The sequence below is a fragment of the Polynucleobacter sp. 31A-FELB genome (genome assembly GCF_018882405.1).
In the GTDB taxonomy this organism is placed as follows: domain Bacteria; phylum Pseudomonadota; class Gammaproteobacteria; order Burkholderiales; family Burkholderiaceae; genus Polynucleobacter.
This window is the reverse complement of record NZ_JACVOO010000006.1, coordinates 1-16,409: the sequence shown is the minus strand read 5'-3', so window position 1 is coordinate 16,409 and position 16,409 is coordinate 1. Positions and strand designations below refer to the sequence as shown.

The 16,409-nt window shown below is 43.7% G+C and carries 17 protein-coding genes; 8 read left to right on the top strand and 9 right to left on the bottom strand.

All coding sequences use genetic code 11. The features are described 5' to 3' along the window. Nucleotides 1-20: 20 nt before the first annotated feature. The 5 genes from ICN30_RS05180 (at nt 21) to ICN30_RS05160 (ending at nt 5,512) form a co-directional block, all read left to right on the top strand. Nucleotides 21-935, top strand: coding sequence for a branched-chain amino acid ABC transporter permease (locus ICN30_RS05180; RefSeq protein ID WP_216273756.1), 915 nt, complete (start codon nt 21-23; stop codon nt 933-935). 9 nt (nt 936-944) lie between these two features. Then, on the top strand, nt 945-2,021 hold the full coding sequence (locus ICN30_RS05175) for a branched-chain amino acid ABC transporter permease (protein ID WP_216273754.1): 1,077 nt from the start codon (nt 945-947) through the stop codon (nt 2,019-2,021). 68 nt (nt 2,022-2,089) lie between these two features. Beyond that, nucleotides 2,090-3,418: an ABC transporter substrate-binding protein gene (locus ICN30_RS05170; RefSeq protein WP_216273752.1), complete on the top strand. Its 1,329-nt coding sequence runs from the start codon at nt 2,090-2,092 to the stop codon at nt 3,416-3,418. A 17-nt stretch (nt 3,419-3,435) separates the two neighbouring features. Further along, nucleotides 3,436-4,248 carry an ABC transporter ATP-binding protein gene (locus ICN30_RS05165; RefSeq protein WP_216273750.1) on the top strand — a complete coding sequence of 271 codons (813 nt, stop codon included), beginning with the start codon at nt 3,436-3,438 and terminating at the stop codon, nt 4,246-4,248. A 13-nt stretch (nt 4,249-4,261) separates the two neighbouring features. Further along, a complete protein-coding gene (locus ICN30_RS05160) occupies nt 4,262-5,512 on the top strand; it encodes a phenylacetate--CoA ligase family protein (protein ID WP_216273747.1) in 1,251 nt (416 codons plus the stop codon). A 15-nt stretch (nt 5,513-5,527) separates the two neighbouring features. Here ICN30_RS05160 and ICN30_RS05155 read toward each other — a convergent pair whose 3' ends face one another. From ICN30_RS05155 to ICN30_RS05120, 8 genes are all read right to left on the bottom strand, one after another. Beyond that, the gene (locus tag ICN30_RS05155) at nt 5,528-6,448 is read right to left on the bottom strand and encodes a hydroxymethylglutaryl-CoA lyase (RefSeq protein ID WP_216273745.1); all 921 of its coding nucleotides are present in this window, start codon (nt 6,446-6,448) and stop codon (nt 5,528-5,530) included. Nucleotides 6,449-6,464: 16 nt separating this feature from the next. Then, nucleotides 6,465-8,480 carry a biotin carboxylase N-terminal domain-containing protein gene (locus ICN30_RS05150; RefSeq protein WP_216273743.1) on the bottom strand — a complete coding sequence of 672 codons (2,016 nt, stop codon included), beginning with the start codon at nt 8,478-8,480 and terminating at the stop codon, nt 6,465-6,467. Then, nucleotides 8,480-9,247 (bottom strand): enoyl-CoA hydratase/isomerase family protein, encoded by a 768-nt coding sequence (locus ICN30_RS05145; protein WP_216273912.1) that lies wholly within the window; start codon nt 9,245-9,247, stop codon nt 8,480-8,482. Before ICN30_RS05145 ends, ICN30_RS05150 begins: the two co-directional genes overlap by 1 nt. Nucleotides 9,248-9,271: 24 nt before the next feature. Continuing rightward, a complete protein-coding gene (locus ICN30_RS05140; RefSeq protein WP_216273742.1) occupies nt 9,272-10,894 on the bottom strand; it encodes a carboxyl transferase domain-containing protein in 1,623 nt (540 codons plus the stop codon). 16 nt (nt 10,895-10,910) lie between these two features. Then, nucleotides 10,911-12,092 (bottom strand): isovaleryl-CoA dehydrogenase, encoded by a 1,182-nt coding sequence (locus ICN30_RS05135; RefSeq protein ID WP_216273741.1) that lies wholly within the window; start codon nt 12,090-12,092, stop codon nt 10,911-10,913. A gap of 11 nt (nt 12,093-12,103) precedes the next feature. Then, the gene (locus ICN30_RS05130) at nt 12,104-12,544 is read right to left on the bottom strand and encodes a PaaI family thioesterase (protein WP_216273740.1); all 441 of its coding nucleotides are present in this window, start codon (nt 12,542-12,544) and stop codon (nt 12,104-12,106) included. Nucleotides 12,545-12,695: 151 nt separating this feature from the next. Next, nucleotides 12,696-13,121, bottom strand: a complete 426-nt coding sequence (locus tag ICN30_RS05125) for a MerR family DNA-binding transcriptional regulator (RefSeq protein WP_216863398.1) — start codon at nt 13,119-13,121, stop codon at nt 12,696-12,698. A 146-nt stretch (nt 13,122-13,267) separates the two neighbouring features. After that, nucleotides 13,268-13,567: a hypothetical protein gene (locus tag ICN30_RS05120; RefSeq protein WP_216273739.1), complete on the bottom strand. Its 300-nt coding sequence runs from the start codon at nt 13,565-13,567 to the stop codon at nt 13,268-13,270. Nucleotides 13,568-13,712: 145 nt separating this feature from the next. On the opposite strand from ICN30_RS05120, the gene ICN30_RS05115 reads away from it, so the two are divergent. From ICN30_RS05115 to ICN30_RS05105, 3 genes are read left to right on the top strand one after another with little or no spacing between them, the layout of a single operon-like run. Next, a complete protein-coding gene (locus ICN30_RS05115; RefSeq protein ID WP_216273738.1) occupies nt 13,713-13,907 on the top strand; it encodes a hypothetical protein in 195 nt (64 codons plus the stop codon). Between the two features lie 7 nt (nt 13,908-13,914). Beyond that, entirely contained in the window at nt 13,915-14,271 is a 357-nt protein-coding gene (locus ICN30_RS05110) for a hypothetical protein (protein WP_216273737.1), read from the top strand. Between the two features lie 2 nt (nt 14,272-14,273). After that, complete coding sequence (locus ICN30_RS05105; RefSeq protein WP_216273735.1) at nt 14,274-14,951, top strand: response regulator transcription factor; 678 nt, start codon at nt 14,274-14,276, stop codon at nt 14,949-14,951. Between the two features lie 25 nt (nt 14,952-14,976). Here the strand turns inward: ICN30_RS05105 and ICN30_RS05100 are convergent, their stop codons facing one another. Next, nucleotides 14,977-15,918, bottom strand: a complete 942-nt coding sequence (locus ICN30_RS05100) for a ketopantoate reductase family protein (protein ID WP_216273734.1) — start codon at nt 15,916-15,918, stop codon at nt 14,977-14,979. Between the last annotated feature and the right edge of the window lie 491 nt (nt 15,919-16,409).

Genomic DNA, 16,409 nt, shown 5'->3' with positions numbered 1-16,409 from the left:
ATAAGGGATAAGGAATCAGAATGCAATTTTTTATAGAAATCGTTATCAGCGGGATCTTATCGGGCCTGATGTACTCTTTGGTAGCTCTTGGGTTTGTATTGATCTTCAAGGCATCCGGCGTGCTAAATTTTGCGCAAGGCGCAATGGTTTACTCAGCAGCACTTGCTGTGGTGGGCTTTATTGATTATGGGCTGCCAATGTGGCTTGCCGTCATTGCCGCCTTTATTTTCATGGTGATTGTGGGCATTTGCACCGAAAAGTTTGTACTCGGCAAACTGGTTAACCAGCCGCCCATTACTCTTTTCATGGCCACCATAGGATTGAGTTTCTTTTTAGATGGTCTTTCACCCATTTTATTTGGCAATGAAGTACGTCCTATTGATTTAGGCATCGTTGATGAGCCGATTCAAAGCGTGATGGAATTGACTGGTATTGGCATCTCTAAATTAGATTTATTTTCATCCGGCATCATCATTCTCTTGGTGATTCTCTTGGCACTCCTCTTTCAGTACACCAAAGTGGGTCGCGCTCTTCGCGCAGTCGCAGATGATCACCAAGCAGCCTTATCGCTAGGTATTCCACTGGAAAATATCTGGGCGATTGTTTGGGCTATTGCTGGCTTTGTAGCCTTGGTAGCGGGATTGCTGTGGGGTTCACGTAATGGCGTGCAATTTGCACTTTCACTAACCGCATTGAAAGCGCTCCCTGTCCTCATCTTAGGAGGCTTTACCTCCGTTCCAGGCGCTATCGTTGGCGGCATCATTATTGGCGTATCTGAAAAGCTAGCTGAAATTTACATCCCACCTGTATTACAAGATGCCTTTGGAGGCAACTTTGGTGGTATCGAGGGATGGTTCCCTTATATCTTTGCTTTAGTCTTTTTGCTCGTCAGACCTGAAGGTCTGTTCGGCGAAAAACACATTGATCGCGTTTAAGGAAAAAATATGCTCTACCGTGAAGCCGGTCAATTTAAGACCTCTTACAAATCTGATAGTCAAATCTTCCCAATTCTGCAAGACAGAATTGGCATGGTCATTTTGATTGCGATTGCCGCTATTGGCGTCCCCTTATTTGCTAGCGAATATTGGCTCAATGCAATTTTGATCCCTTTTTTAATCTTTTCATTAGCTGCTTTAGGTCTAAATTTCTTAACAGGTTACGCAGGTCAGCTTTCCTTGGGATCTGCAGCATTTATGGCAATTGGCGCCTATGCGACTTATAACTTTCAATTACGTATTGAAGGCATTCCATTCCCCATTTCCTTTTTGCTAGGCGGCTTAAGCGCAGCATTTGTAGGTGTTCTATTTGGCCTACCCTCTTTGCGCATCAAAGGCTTCTATCTTGCTGTTGCAACATTAGCCGCTCAGTTTTTTGTAGTGTGGTGTCTGACTAAATTCCCCTGGTTTTCTAATAACAGCTCATCAGGCGTGATTAGTGCGCAAACCCTTTCTTTATTTGGGTTTACTTTTGATACCCCAGCCTCTAAGTATCTTTTGGTCCTGGTCATCGTCTCAGGCTTGGCTTTATTAGGCAAGAATCTAGTTCGCTCATCTACCGGCAGATCTTGGATGGCCGTACGCGATATGGACGTTGCGGCAGAAGTCATTGGCATTCCACTGATGAAGACAAAACTACTTGCTTTTGCAATTAGCTCTTTCTACTGCGGCATTGCGGGTGCCCTGTACGCTTACTGCTACCTTGGATCTGTAGAACCAGATGGCTTTTCATTAGATATGTCATTCAAGATTTTATTTATGGTGATTATTGGTGGCGTTGGCAGCATTCTGGGTAATTTCCTAGGTGCGGCGTTTATTTTGCTATTGCCGATATTTTTGGATATTGCCCTCCCCTTTATTTCTCAAATTTTGCATTTACCAATACCAAGCTCAGTGGTGTCACACATCCAGCTCATGGTGTTTGGCTCTTTAATTATTTTCTTTTTAATCGTAGAGCCCCATGGACTAGCTAGACTTTGGCAAATCAGTAAAGAGAAGCTAAGACTCTGGCCATTCCCGCATTAAGCAGTAATTGCAGTAAATGATTTAGTAATTGAAGTATGTACACAGCATGTTTTACCAAGGAGATGACAATGAAACGTATTAAAACCTCGGTCTTGGGGGCTGCTTTTGCTCTCATTACCTCCCTCTGCAGCATTTACCCGCTGCAAGCTCAGGCTGATGATCAGTTTGTAGCATTACCGAGCTTCCGCGTTGGCCCATACGGTCAAAATGGTCAAGCTTTCTACGGCGGCTTTATCGACTACCTCTCTTACGTCAACATCAAGGATGGCGGCGTAAATGGTGTCAAATTCGCCTGGGAAGAGTGCGAGACTGAATACAACAATGCTAAAGGCGTTGAGTGCTATGAGCGCTTGAAAGGTAAATCTGGCCCATCAAAAGGCACTGCTATTCATGTGATGTCTACAGGCATTTCTTATGCGATCTTGGATAAAACCCAAAATGACAAAGTTCCTTTGATCATGATGGGCTATGGCCGTACTGATGCCGTTGATGGCTCTGTATTCCCATATGCCTTCCCTTTGGTTACCACCTATCAGATGCAAGCTTCTGCGATCGTGAAGTTTTTAGCGCAAAAGAATGGTGGCAAGCTCAATGGCAAAAAAATTGTGTTCCTCTACCATGATTCTGCGTATGGCAAAGAGCCGCTAGTTGCCTTACAAGCTGAAAGCAAAATCAACAACTTCAAACTAGTTGAGATTCCTGTTGCCCATCCAGGCAATGAACAAGGCGCACAGTGGTTGAAGATCCGTGAAGAAAATCCAGACTATGTAATCTTCTGGGGTTGGGGTGTCATGAACCAAACAGCACTCAAAGCAGCTCAAAAAGTGGGCTACCCAAGGGATAAGATTATTGGCTCTTGGTGGGCTGGCTCTGAAGAGGACGTTGTACCTGCTGGTGAAGCGGCCAAAGGTTATATGAGCGCAACTTGGAACGTATCCGGCAAGAATGTTCCAGCCATCGCTGATATTGAAAAAGTAGTTTATGGCGCAGGCAAAGGCAACTTCTCTGACAAAAACAAAATTGGCACCGTTCTCTACAACCGTGGAGTTTCAGCTGCTATTGTCACTGTTGAAGCAACCCGTTTAGCCCAAAATAAATACGGCAAAGGTAAGCCAGCGACTGGTGAGCAAATGCGCTGGGCATTTGAGAACCTCAATATCACTGAAGCTCAACTCAAAGCCTTGGGTGCTACAGGCTTGCTACCTGAAATTAAGACTTCATGCGAAAACCACGAAGGATCTGGCAAGATCAAGATCCAGCAGTGGGATGGCACGAAATGGGTAGTGATCTCTGATTGGATCGAAGGTAATAAAACTTTGATTCACCCATTGTTTAAAGCTTCAGCACGTGACTATGCAAAAGAGAAGAACATCACCCCTTCTTGCATGAAAAACTAACTTAATAGATTACCTATATGACTTCTCTACTTTCCGTTAACAATATCGAAGTGATCTACGATCACGTGATTTTGGTCTTGAAAGGTGTTTCCCTCGAGGTTCCAAAAGGGAAAATTGTAGCCCTCCTGGGGGCGAACGGTGCTGGAAAATCCACCACTCTCAAGGCTATTTCAAACTTATTGGGTGCGGAAAGGGGAGATGTCACTAAAGGTAGCATTCAGTACAAAAATGAACGGGTTGATAAGCTTTCGCCAAATAAACTCGTTACGCGTGGTGTGATTCAGGTAATGGAGGGCAGACACTGTTTTGCCCACCTTTCCATTGAAGATAATTTACTCACTGGAGCCTACACTCGCAAAATTAGCAATGCCGAAGTAAAACGTGAATTAGAAAAGATTTACGAGTATTTTCCACGCCTCAAAGTACGTAGAAAATCTCAGGCCGCATATACATCGGGTGGCGAGCAACAGATGTGCGCTATTGGACGTGCCATGATGGCAAAACCAGAAATGATCCTCTTGGATGAACCATCCATGGGTCTTGCTCCGCAAATCGTTGAAGAAGTCTTCGAGATTGTGAAAGACTTAAATAAACGTGAAGATGTGAGCTTCTTGCTGGCAGAACAAAATACGATGGTCGCCTTGAAATATAGCGATTATGGCTACATCCTAGAAAACGGTCGCGTAGTAATGGATGGAGCAGCAGAAGACCTGCGAAATAACGAAGATGTTAAAGAATTCTATTTGGGCGTATCAGCCAATGATGAGGCTGAGCGCAAATCATTTAAGGATGTTAAATCTTATCGCCGACGTAAGCGTTGGCTGTCATAAAAATAGTAAACCCATGGATAAACTCGAAACTCGCCAACCTGAAGCGAGAGAGCAAGCCTTGCTGCAAAGACTCTCCGCTCAAATTGAACACGCCAAGAAAAATACCGAATATTTTGCTCATATTTTCTCGAATGTAGATCCAAGCAAAATTAATTCTAGAAATGCATTGGCGCAGTTGCCAGTCACTAGAAAATCAGAGTTAAGCGTAGAACAAAAAAGGTTGCCGCCCTTTGGTGGCATGAATGGCACGCCTATTCATAAACTAAAGCGGATTTTTCAATCCCCAGGTCCAATACACGAACCTCAGGGCGCTGAAATTGATAACTTTCGCTTAGCCAGGGCATTAAGAGCCGCAGGCTTTAAAGAAGGTGACTTAGTACACAATACCTTCTCATATCACTTTACGCCAGGCGCATGGATGCTCGAAGGTGGCGCACATGCCTTAGGTTGCTGCGTATTCCCCGCGGGAATTGGCCAAACTGAACTTCAAGCACAAACGATTGCGCATCTAAAGCCAAACGCTTACGCCGGAACCCCATCCTTCCTCAAAATTATTCTAGAAAAGGCGGATGAACTGGGTTTAGATTGTTCCAGCCTCACAAAAGCAGTTGTCTCTGGCGAAGCATTAACACCCAGCATGCGCGCATGGTTTAAAGAGCGCGGCATTCAAGTCAACTCTACCTATGCGACAGCTGATGTAGGCTTAATTGCCTATGAGTCACCCGATCTACCGGGTGGAATGATTGTTGATGAAGACATTATTCTAGAAATTATCGAACCCAATGGCAGTAAACCTGTGCCTATTGGAGAAACCGGTGAAGTTGTCATCACGGTTTTTGATAAAGACTATCCTTTGATTCGTTTTGGCACCGGAGATCTCTCCGCAATTGATCCAGAATCTTTGACCAAACCCTCGCCATGCGGCAGAACCAATATCCGCATTAAAGGATGGCTAGGAAGAGCAGATCAAACCACCAAAATCAAAGGTATGTTTGTTCACCCAGGCCAAATTCAGGACATCATCAGAAGACATCCTGAGATTAATAAAGCTAGAGTGATTGTCACTGGTAATATTGGTAACGAAGAAATGACTGTGCATTGTGAATTAAAGAATGATGCCAAATGTGATTTGAGCGCATTAGAAACAGGGATTGCTCAATCTACTAGAGAAGTCACTAAACTCCGTGCCAATGTTCGTTTTGAAGCCATGAACTCATTGCCGGCAGATGGAAAACTCATTGAGGATGCCAGAACATACGCGTAATAGCGTATGTTCCACTTACTCGCCTAATTTGGCTAGATAAGCCCTACCGGCCCGAGATCCATTTGGACGGTTTATCAACTTAGAGATCTGTCCTCCAATTCGGGCAACCGCTTCAAAATCAACATTTGTCTCGATGCCCAAGCCGCGTAAGAGATAAAGTACGTCTTCAGTAGCCACATTTCCAGTAGCTCCTTTTGCATAGGGGCACCCGCCCAAACCGGCAACAGAAGAGTGAAAAGTGCTGACGCCAACTTCTAAGGCCGCATAAATATTTGCAAGTGATTGGCCATAGGTATCGTGAAAATGTCCAGATAAACGAGCAATTGGAAATATCTGAGAAACCCTCTCAAATACCGCCTTTACCTTTCCAGGGGTACCTACCCCGATTGTGTCAGCAATGTCAATTTCGTCACAACCTAAATCAGCCATACGTTGAACCACATTCGCAACCTTTGCTGGATCAATATCGCCTTCATAGGGGCAACCCAGAGCACAAGAAACACTAGCCCTAGTTCTCACCCCTGCCTCCTTGGCTGCATTGACCACAGGAATAAACCGCGCAATAGACTCTTCGATACTGCAGTTAATATTTTTTTGTGAAAAAGCCTCTGAGGCAGCTCCAAAAATGACAATTTCATCCGCTTTGGCTGCTAATGCCTTTTCCAAGCCCTGCATATTTGGCACCAATACTGAATAGATCGTATTTGGCTTACGCTCAATACCTTGCATAACCACATCACTTCCAGCCATTTGTGGCACCCATTTGGGAGATACAAAGGCAGCAGCCTCAATGTTCGCAAACCCAGCAGCAGAAAGCTGGTTAATGAGGTGAATCTTGATCTGATTTTCTACAAATTGCTTTTCGTTTTGCAAGCCATCTCGTGGCCCCACTTCAACGATTTTTACTTTTTTAGGTAGAGTTGTTGAGTGATTCATGATGATTCGAGTTTTATTACTCTTGCGTTTTAAAAATAATCAACTGATCGCCTTCGTCAACCTGATCCCCTTTGGCATAGTTAATCTCAGCCACTTCGCCATCAATTGGCGCGGTAATCGTATGCTCCATTTTCATTGCCTCTACAACGATTAATGGATCGCCTACCTTCACTTTGTCACCAATTTTGACGTGTATTGAAATCACTTTGCCCGGCATCGGTGCGGATAATTTTCCTGAAGCGCCATCTTCAACATGGCTAACTTCTAAAGGATTTTGATAATGCCAAACTTGATGTCTGCCATTGCGAAATAAATGCAAGGTATTGGGATGAATCGTATTGGGAATGACGTAGGCAGAAAGTTTAGCGCCATCTAGCGTTAATCGAATCGATGAGCCCTCCCCATCAAATCCAAATAAATGCTCTTTGCCCGCATGGAGTATCGACTGATTTTGATAGCAGTATTCGATTGCCTGGTTTGCAGATTGTCCTTCAAGTTGGAAGGCAAAATGGCGATTGCATGCTCCATTCATGCGCCATCCATCTAATGTATGCCAAGGTGAAATAGCCTTACCATTTGCATGATGAGTCTGCTGCTGTTCATAAGCTAATCTACCGGCCAATAAGAAGGCAAGATCTTCAACTTCTACCCCTGTATCACTTTGTAGCAGAGTCTGTTCATTGCGAGCAATCAAACCAGTATCTAGATTGGCAAAAGAAAAATCTTTGGTTCTTAATAAGCGCCCTAAAAAAGCAAGGTTTGTTGATAAACCAACAATGTGCGCTTCATCTAAAGCGCGGCGCATGCCAGAAACCGCAGATATGCGGTCTTTACCCCAAACGATCAATTTGGCAATCATGGGATCATAGAAGGGGCTAATCACATCACCAGCACGCACTCCAGTATCGATTCGAACACTGCCATCAATCTCATTTGGCATTTCTAGTGCCAGTAATTTTCCGGTTGACGGCAGAAATTGATTCTCTGGATTTTCAGCATAAATACGCGCTTCAATAGCATGACCATTAAGAACAATTTCATCTTGCAACAGTGGCAATCTTTCTCCAGAAGCCACACGCAATTGCCATTCGACTAAATCCTGACCACTAACCATTTCTGTTACTGGGTGCTCTACTTGAAGACGGGTATTCATCTCCATGAAGAAAAATTGCTGCGCATTACCTGCTGGGCCAGCTTCTACAATAAATTCAATCGTTCCCGCGCCTTCATACGCAACTGCTTTAGCGGCATTTACAGCTGCCTCACCCATTGCCCGCCTAATTTCAGGGCTAACCTTAGGAGCAGGCGCCTCCTCTAAAACCTTTTGATGTCGACGCTGCACAGAGCAATCTCGATCAAATAGATAGATGCAATTACCCTTTGAGTCAGAAAATACCTGAATTTCAATATGTCTTGAGCGTTCGAGATACTTTTCCACCAAAACCTTTTGATCGCCAAAACTACTCTGGGCTTCACGTTTACAAGATTCCAATGCATCAATAAATGAAGCACTGTCTTTTACGATACGCATTCCTTTGCCCCCGCCGCCAGCAGAAGCCTTTAAAAGGACGGGGTAGCCAATCTTATCGGCTTGCGCTCTTAAAAAATCAGGGGTCTGTTCTTCACCGTGATACCCCGGCACCAATGGTACTTGCGCACCCTCCATCAAAGATTTGGCTGCTGACTTAGACCCCATTGCACGAATGGCATCAGCTGGTGGCCCAATAAAAACCAAGCCTGCTTTTGCACAAGCGTCCGCAAAGTCTGCATTTTCAGATAGAAATCCATATCCTGGATGAATAGCTTGAGCTTTTGATGCCAAGGCAATTTGAATCAACTTCTCGCCCAGCAAATAACTTTCTTTAGGCGCCGACCCGCCTATATATAAAGCCTCATCGCAAGCCTCAACATGCAGCGCATTGGCATCTGCATCTGAATAAACCGCTACTGTAGCTATACCCAAACGCTTACAAGTCTTCGCAATCCGGCATGCAATCTCACCGCGATTGGCAATTAATATCTTATTAAACACTAGCTTTTCTCCAGAAAAGATTTCATGCGATGTTGCGCTTCTTTGCTGCAACGAATTTTTGCGATTCTTTCAACAGAATCCTGCACTAGGGCTGCATCAATATTTTTAGACGCGTAGTCCTGTACTAATTTTTTGCATTCAATCACTGCTGCTGGTCCATTTTGAAGAATAGATTGAGCAATTTTTTCAACACTCGGATCTAACCCTGAAGGTTCGCAAATAATGTGTACAAAACCCAAACGATAGGCTTCAGCCGCTGAAAATCTTTCAGAAGTAATAAAGTAGCGTCGACAAGCTTGCTCACCCAAGGCCTTGATCACATATGGGCTGATCGTGGCTGGTAGCAAGCCTAGCCTAGCTTCAGATAGACAGAAGTGAGTCTCTTCGCTAGTTATTACAACATCACAAACAGCAACCAATCCCACTCCACCTCCGTAAGCATCCCCTTGCACTTTGGCAATAAGGGGTTTAGGGAAGCGATACAAAATCTCCAGCATCTTCGCCAACTGCTGTGCATCCGCTATATTTTCATCATAGGAATAACCTGCCATGGCTTTCATCCATGTTAGATCGGCACCAGCACAAAAACTTTTTCCATTTGCAGCTAATACAACTAGATCAACACCATCTTGTTTTTCTAAAGCAGTAAATGCTGAAGTTAATTCTGCAATTAATACATCATTAAATGCATTCCTTACGTCAGGACGATTGAGAGTTACCGTAGCAACTAGGTTTTCAACTTGTACGGTTAATGTTTTATAGAGCAAATTCATTTTTTGTCCGAGTAAAAATTACATGCGGAATAAACCAAATTTGGTTTCTGGTATCGGCGCATTCAAGCTAGCTGAAATTGCGAGTGCGAGAATTTTTCTCGTATCTTTTGGATCAATGACGCCATCATCCCAAAGCCGCGCACTGGCGTAATACGGATGCCCCTGAGTTTCATACTGCTCTCTAAGTGGAGCTTTGAATGCAGCCTCTTCTTCTGGACTCCATGCGCCACCCTTTGCCTCTATGCCATCACGCCGAACCGTGGCCAAGACGCTTGCAGCCTGTTCTCCACCCATGACTGATATGCGGGCATTGGGCCACATCCAGAGCATCCGCGGACTATAAGCGCGCCCACACATTCCATAATTACCTGCGCCAAATGAGCCGCCAATAATGACGGTAAATTTTGGAACTTGCGCAGTTGCTACAGCGGTAACCATCTTTGCACCATTACGTGCAATACCTTCATTCTCATACTTACGGCCCACCATGAAGCCCGTAATGTTTTGTAGAAAAACAAGGGGGATTTTTCTTTGGCAGCACAACTCAATGAAATGTGCTCCTTTGAGTGCGCTTTCAGAAAATAGAATGCCATTATTGGCAATGATGCCCACTGGGTATCCATCGATATGGGCAAAACCCGTTACCAAAGTTGTTCCAAAGCGCGCCTTAAATTCATCAAACTCAGAACCATCAACTAGCCTTGCAATCACCTCTCTTACATCATAGGGCTTACGAGTATCACTAGGAATAATCCCATAAAGCTCATCTTCAGAATACTGGGGAGGTACAGGTGGCAAGCGCAGTAACGGATCTGGCTTCTTGCGATTTAAATTCGCTACAACATTGCGAGCAATTGCCAAGGCGTGCGCATCATCTTGCGCAAAGTGATCCGCCACACCAGAAAGGCGTGTATGTACATCTGCTCCACCCAAATCCTCAGCACTGACGACTTCACCTGTAGCCGCCTTTACTAATGGAGGTCCAGCCAAAAATATGGTGCCTTGCTCTTTCACGATAATGCTCTCATCGCTCATTGCAGGAACATAAGCACCGCCAGCCGTACATGAACCCATTACTACTGCAATTTGCGGGATGCCTTTGGCTGACATATTGGCCTGGTTGTAAAAGATTCTTCCGAAGTGATCGCGATCGGCAAATACCTCATCCTGATTTGGCAAATTAGCCCCACCAGAATCAACTAAATACACACATGGCAAATTATTTTGATCCGCAATTTCTTGTGCTCTTAAATGTTTTTTTACCGTCATCGGAAAGTAAGTTCCACCCTTGACCGTTGCATCGTTACAGACAATCACACACTCTTGCCCTGAGATGGAACCGATGCCGGTAATTAAACCTGCGCCAGGCGCTGCATCAGCTCCAGATTTTTCTGGGTACATTCCATATGCAGCCAGCTGCGAAAACTCCATGAAAGGCATGCCAGGATCAAGCAATAATTGAACGCGATCTCTTGGTAATAATTTCTCGCGATCGGTATGCTTTTTCCGAGCAAGCTCACCCCCACCTAAGGCAATTTGTTCAACCTTACTTTTGAGATCAGTCACCAAGGACTGCATTAGCCGTGCGTTATCTGAAAATTCAGCGCTGCGCGTATTTAATTTTGACTCAATCTTAGGCATGAAATTTGTCTCTTATTTACATTGTTTCCGCAAACAACTCGCGGCCAATTAACATCCTACGAATTTCTGAAGTACCAGCGCCAATTTCATACAACTTCGCATCTCTCCATAAGCGGCCAACAGGATATTCATTAACGTAACCGTTACCACCTAAGATTTGAATTGCCTCACCTGCCATCCAGGTTGCTTTTTCAGCGGTATAGAGAATGATGCCTGCAGCATCCTTGCGAACTTGACGGGCATGCTCAGAGCCCAAGGCATCTAATTGCTTGCCTACGGCATAGCAATACGCGCGGCAGGCTTGCAAAGTGGTGTACATGTCCGCCACCTTACCTTGTATCAGCTGAAATTCACCGATGGACTGGCCAAATTGTTTCCGATCATGAATATAGGGAACCACTGCATCCATACAGGCCTGCATAATGCCCAATGGACCAGCGGCTAAGACGGCGCGCTCATAATCAAGGCCACTCATTAGCACCTTAACGCCACCGTTCAAGCTCCCAAGAATATTCTCCGCAGGCACTTTGACGTTCTCAAAAACCAACTCTCCAGTATGAGAACCACGCATACCGAGCTTATCGAGCTTTTGCGCCACTGAGAAACCTGGCATGCCCTTCTCAACAATAAACGCAGTAATACCTTTTGCTCCCGCTTGAGGATCTGTTTTGGCATACACGACCAAGACATCACAATCAGGACCATTAGTAATCCACATTTTGGTGCCATTCAAAATGTAATGGCCATCTTTTTCAGTAGCAGCAAGCTTCATACTGACTACGTCAGATCCTGCATTGGGCTCGCTCATTGCTAAAGCGCCAATATATTCACCCGTTACAAGCTTAGGAAGATATTTTTGTTTCTGCGCAGCAGTTCCGTTGCGATGGATCTGGTTTACACATAAATTAGAGTGAGCTCCATAAGAGAGGCCGACTGATGCAGAAGCTCTCGAAATCTCCTCTAAAGCGACCATGTGTGCCAAATAACCCATATTTGCACCGCCATACTCTTCGGCTACGGTAATACCTAAAAGCCCCAAATCACCCATCTTTCTCCACTGCTCCATCGGGAATTCATCTGTACGATCAATCTCGTTGGCCAACGGCGCTATCTCTGCTTGCGCATATGCATTGACTGCATCTCGTAATGAGTCGATGTCTTCACCTAAATAAAAATTGATCCCTGGAATATTGCTCATCATTACCCCCGTTACTTATGCTCAAGATTTTTAACTACACACATAGTCATGAGCATGAAGGCGCATAACTTTCGCTTACCGTCTTTTTCGATAAATACATCGCCCTGACAAACAATCAAGGTACGACCTGATTTGATAATGCTTCCCACAGCAATCAAACGATCGCCATCAGCTGGTGCCAATAAATTAATTTTGTATTCCGCAGTTAATGCTGCCTCGTCCTCGCCAATCATGCTGATTGCAGCGTAACCACAAGCGGTATCAGCCAATGCGCCAATCGCACCCCCATGAAAAAATCCATGCTGCTGTGAAACAGCATCGGAATAGGGCATCGATATCTCTAGCGCCCCATGTTCAAGCTTATTAATGCTTGCCTGAAATATCCGCATTAAGCCCTGTTTAGCAAAGCTTGCTTCGATTTCTGCTCTACGCCCTTCCAACAAAGTTTTCATGGTTTACCTCAAAGATTCAATTCCATCAATTTACTTTACGTTAACGTAAACGTCAACATAATTTGGGATGTGTAATATTTATATTATTCCCTTAAATATCAATAGGTTATAGTATTTTTAGCCAGCATTAAGGGAAAACGATGAGGGCTAATTAACCTACTTTCTTGCTCTTTAAAATCCTTTTGCACTCCAGCTCGTGGGAGGCTAATTCATTGAGCTGATCACTCAAATCCTCCATTTGCCTCTCTAGAGCCTCTCGATGCTTGGCTAAGGTGCCGATAAATCGCCCCAACTGAAGAATGGAGCCCCCTGGCTTGCTGTACAGATCAATATCTAAGATTTCCTTAATTTCAGCTAAAGAAAAGCCCAAGCGTTTTCCTCGCAATATCAATTTCAGTCTTGTCTTATCTGATCCGGAATACATTCTGACCTGAGCATTTCTTCCACCCCTCTCTGGGGATAGCAGCCCTTGATCTTCATAAAAACGTATTGCCCGATGCGTCACATCAAACTCATCGGCCAGGTCGGCAATGGTGTACTTTGAGATTATTGCTTTCGATTTTCTAGCAGTCGACATATGCAGCATCCAATTATCATTTACTTAACGTTAACGTCAATATAACCGCTTGTACATAAAAATTTGAAAAAGTGTTGGCACTCAAAAAGGAAACCCCCACCATTGCTGATGAGGGTTTTTTTATTCGGCGATTACACTCCACCAAATTATGTGAGCTTCACACTTTTTTCCAAACAATTAGACATAAATTCAATGTATTTGGCGGCCAATCTTGTGGGAATCACTGATTTTTTTCGAGCGTCCTTTTTGTCGGCAATTAACTTAACGTAACCATGTAATACCAAGTCTTTAAGCCTGCTATGCAATGTAGCCTGGTTTTGTGCTTGTTGCTGAACAATAAATTCAAGTAATTGAATCTCAAGAGAGTCTAAAGAGCGGTCAGGATTCATATGATCGAGCGCATCAATCAGATTTAAAAAACGAATATAGGCATTTGACACAGACACATCCTATGCAATAGAAACGTTGTATGCATTGATTATGGTCAAGCAAAACGTTTTTAAGGCACCCTTTATTTTGCGGCAGTGCATTATAAAAAATTAGAACTAAATGAAGGTTCTGGGCGTATAGTTATTTTCATAGAAAGCTACTATGAAACGAATAGTCGACATCTACCGTAAAGATCAACGAGATCAAGTGATTTGGACATACATCGTCAGTCTGGGAGGCGATGGATTTCATCCCAGTCTTGAAGACTTTAAACAAGAGGGATTAAGACTGGCTGTTTTAGATAAACGCGGTCCGGCAGATAGTCTTGATGCCCATGTCCATCTAGAAATCATTTAATACGACCATGGCCAACAGCGCACTACACGCTATTGCGATAGAGGAGCTGCGACACTCAAACCCTCTCTTTTATCAAGAATATTGCAAGTTGGTTGAAGGCTTAAGCAGCCAAATACGCGAGATTGCTAGTCAACATGCTGACACTATGGATTACACCAGCTTTACCGAGAGCTATGACAGAGCAAGCCGCGAACCCATATTACAAATTGTGATTGGCGCCAATAAAACTGAGCTTTATATCCACATTTACATTCATAAAGACAATTATTTTGTTGTTGGCAAGTCCGGAAGTGGTGAAATTGCCAAAAATGCACAAGAAGCTCTGGCTTTAGTGACTCAAAGAATGAAAGCATTAACCCAGTGAACATGCGGCAAGCAACTTCAAATCCCACCAATACCAAACCCTCCATCCAAAGCGGCGTAGTTTATGTGATCGATGATGACGAGGCGATTCGGGATTCATTATCCTTACTTCTAAATGCCAATGGTTTTAGAGTGAGCCCCCATGAGAGCGCCGAAAGATTCTTAAAATCCCTAGCTTCAAGCGATCCGCAATCTTTGAGCTGTGCCCTAGTAGATATTCACCTTGGTGGCATGTCCGGGATTGAGCTACAAGAAACGCTTTTAAATACGGGCCTTAATATTCCTATTTGCTTTATCACCGGGCAAGCAGAAATTCATAGTGCAGTAACAGCTTTTAAAAAAGGTGCTTTTGACTTTATTCAAAAACCAGTAGATGAAGAAAAGCTTTGTGGCTTAATCAATGAAATGCTATCAAAGGCTTATCTCAGTAAAGAACAATCTTCGGAGCTCAAAGAGATCAAAGAGAGATTTAGACTTCTAACCCAAAGAGAAGTTGATGTGCTTGATCGCATTGTTGCTGGCAGGATTAATAAGGAAGTTGGCATGGACTTAGGTATTTCAATTAAAACCGTAGAAGCGCATCGAGCGAACCTCATGGAAAAGCTTAAGGTAAATCGTGCGGCTAAGCTACTTCAGTTAACCTTGAGATATCGAGAGGCTAAAGCCAAAGGGCTTGTCTAATTGGAGCCGTTACTTAAAGTAACGCTCAAATAGGCATTCTCGATTCCAACATTTTTATCATTGCATAGACTGATTCATTCAATGGGGTAGGAATTTCATATTCCTTTCCAAGCTTAACAATATAGCCGTTGAGATAATCAATTTCGGATTTCTTTCCACGCCTTAAGTCCTGCGCAGTTGACGATATCTGAGTAGACATAGTTTTTGCTATAGCATCATTAGCCGCCATTGCTTCATGCCTCTCTATATGCAGTCCTTTTTGAGCGGCTATCTGTAAAAACTCCTCAGTAATCCCGTTAATTAATTTCACAATTTCAGGAACCTTTACCATTTCCCCGTATGCAATCTGACCAATTCCTGAAATGGCGTTGTAGGAGCAATTAACCAAAAACTTTAACCACATGTCCTTTAGTATTTGGGGCGCTATTTCACAAGGCACAGCTGCACTTTCAAAAAGAGTACAAATTTCTCTAAGACTTTCGAGTTCATGAGGTGAAATAGCATTGATGCTGCCTACCAATAATTCACCTCTACCGTGGTGTTTGAGAACTCTCTGACCATGCATCCCACAGGCAACATACACGACCGCAGGATATACGGGGTTATTAGTAATGCTAGAGGCTATTTCCACATTAGCAACCCCATTTTGCAAACTTAATATCACGGCCTCTTTTGGAATGATGGATGACACCTGCTTCATCGTATTTTCTGTATCGGGCGACTTAACACAAAGCAAAACAAGATCTGCATCAGTCAAAGCAGAAAGGTCGTGACTTACATTAATTGAAACAATCTCTTGAAATTTTTGACATTGCATCTCTAGTCCATCAGCACTTATAGCATTTGCACGCTCTGGCCTAGCGATAAGCGTTGTATCTTTATTTGATCGAGCAAGCATTCCGCCGAAAAAACAACCGACAGCACCGGCACCTAGAACATAGATCTTTTTAAATTTTCTCAATTTCAATTACTTCGTATTTTTTAATGTAAAAACCCGATTTTTAGGCGGGTATTAAATTCATAGAAGACCACAGAGCAATCCTACTTTTACCCCTCTCAAGAGGCAATCATTACTTTAAGTAACACTCAAAAGTTCGAAATCCGAGCTACAGATTTGATCTTTGCACCAAAAAGCAATCGCACAGTCAATCGCACAGTCATTTTTTGGCTCTATAACCTATTGATTTATATGGATTTTTGAAGAGCCACGACTTCTTTTAATCCGTTGGTCGCGAGTTCGAATCTCGCCCGACCCACCAGTTATACAAAGGGATCACAGAAATGAACTGACCCACAAAAGTTGGACAGTTTTATTAGGTTAGCAGAAGGGATTTGACCTCCTCCCACAAACCGGTCAGCTCTGAGCCAGAAAATCGGGCGGTGTGGTTGAACTACAAAATGACTTTGCAAACATCGCTGGTGGGAGATCCCCCAGCGATGAATGCGGTCTAAAACAAT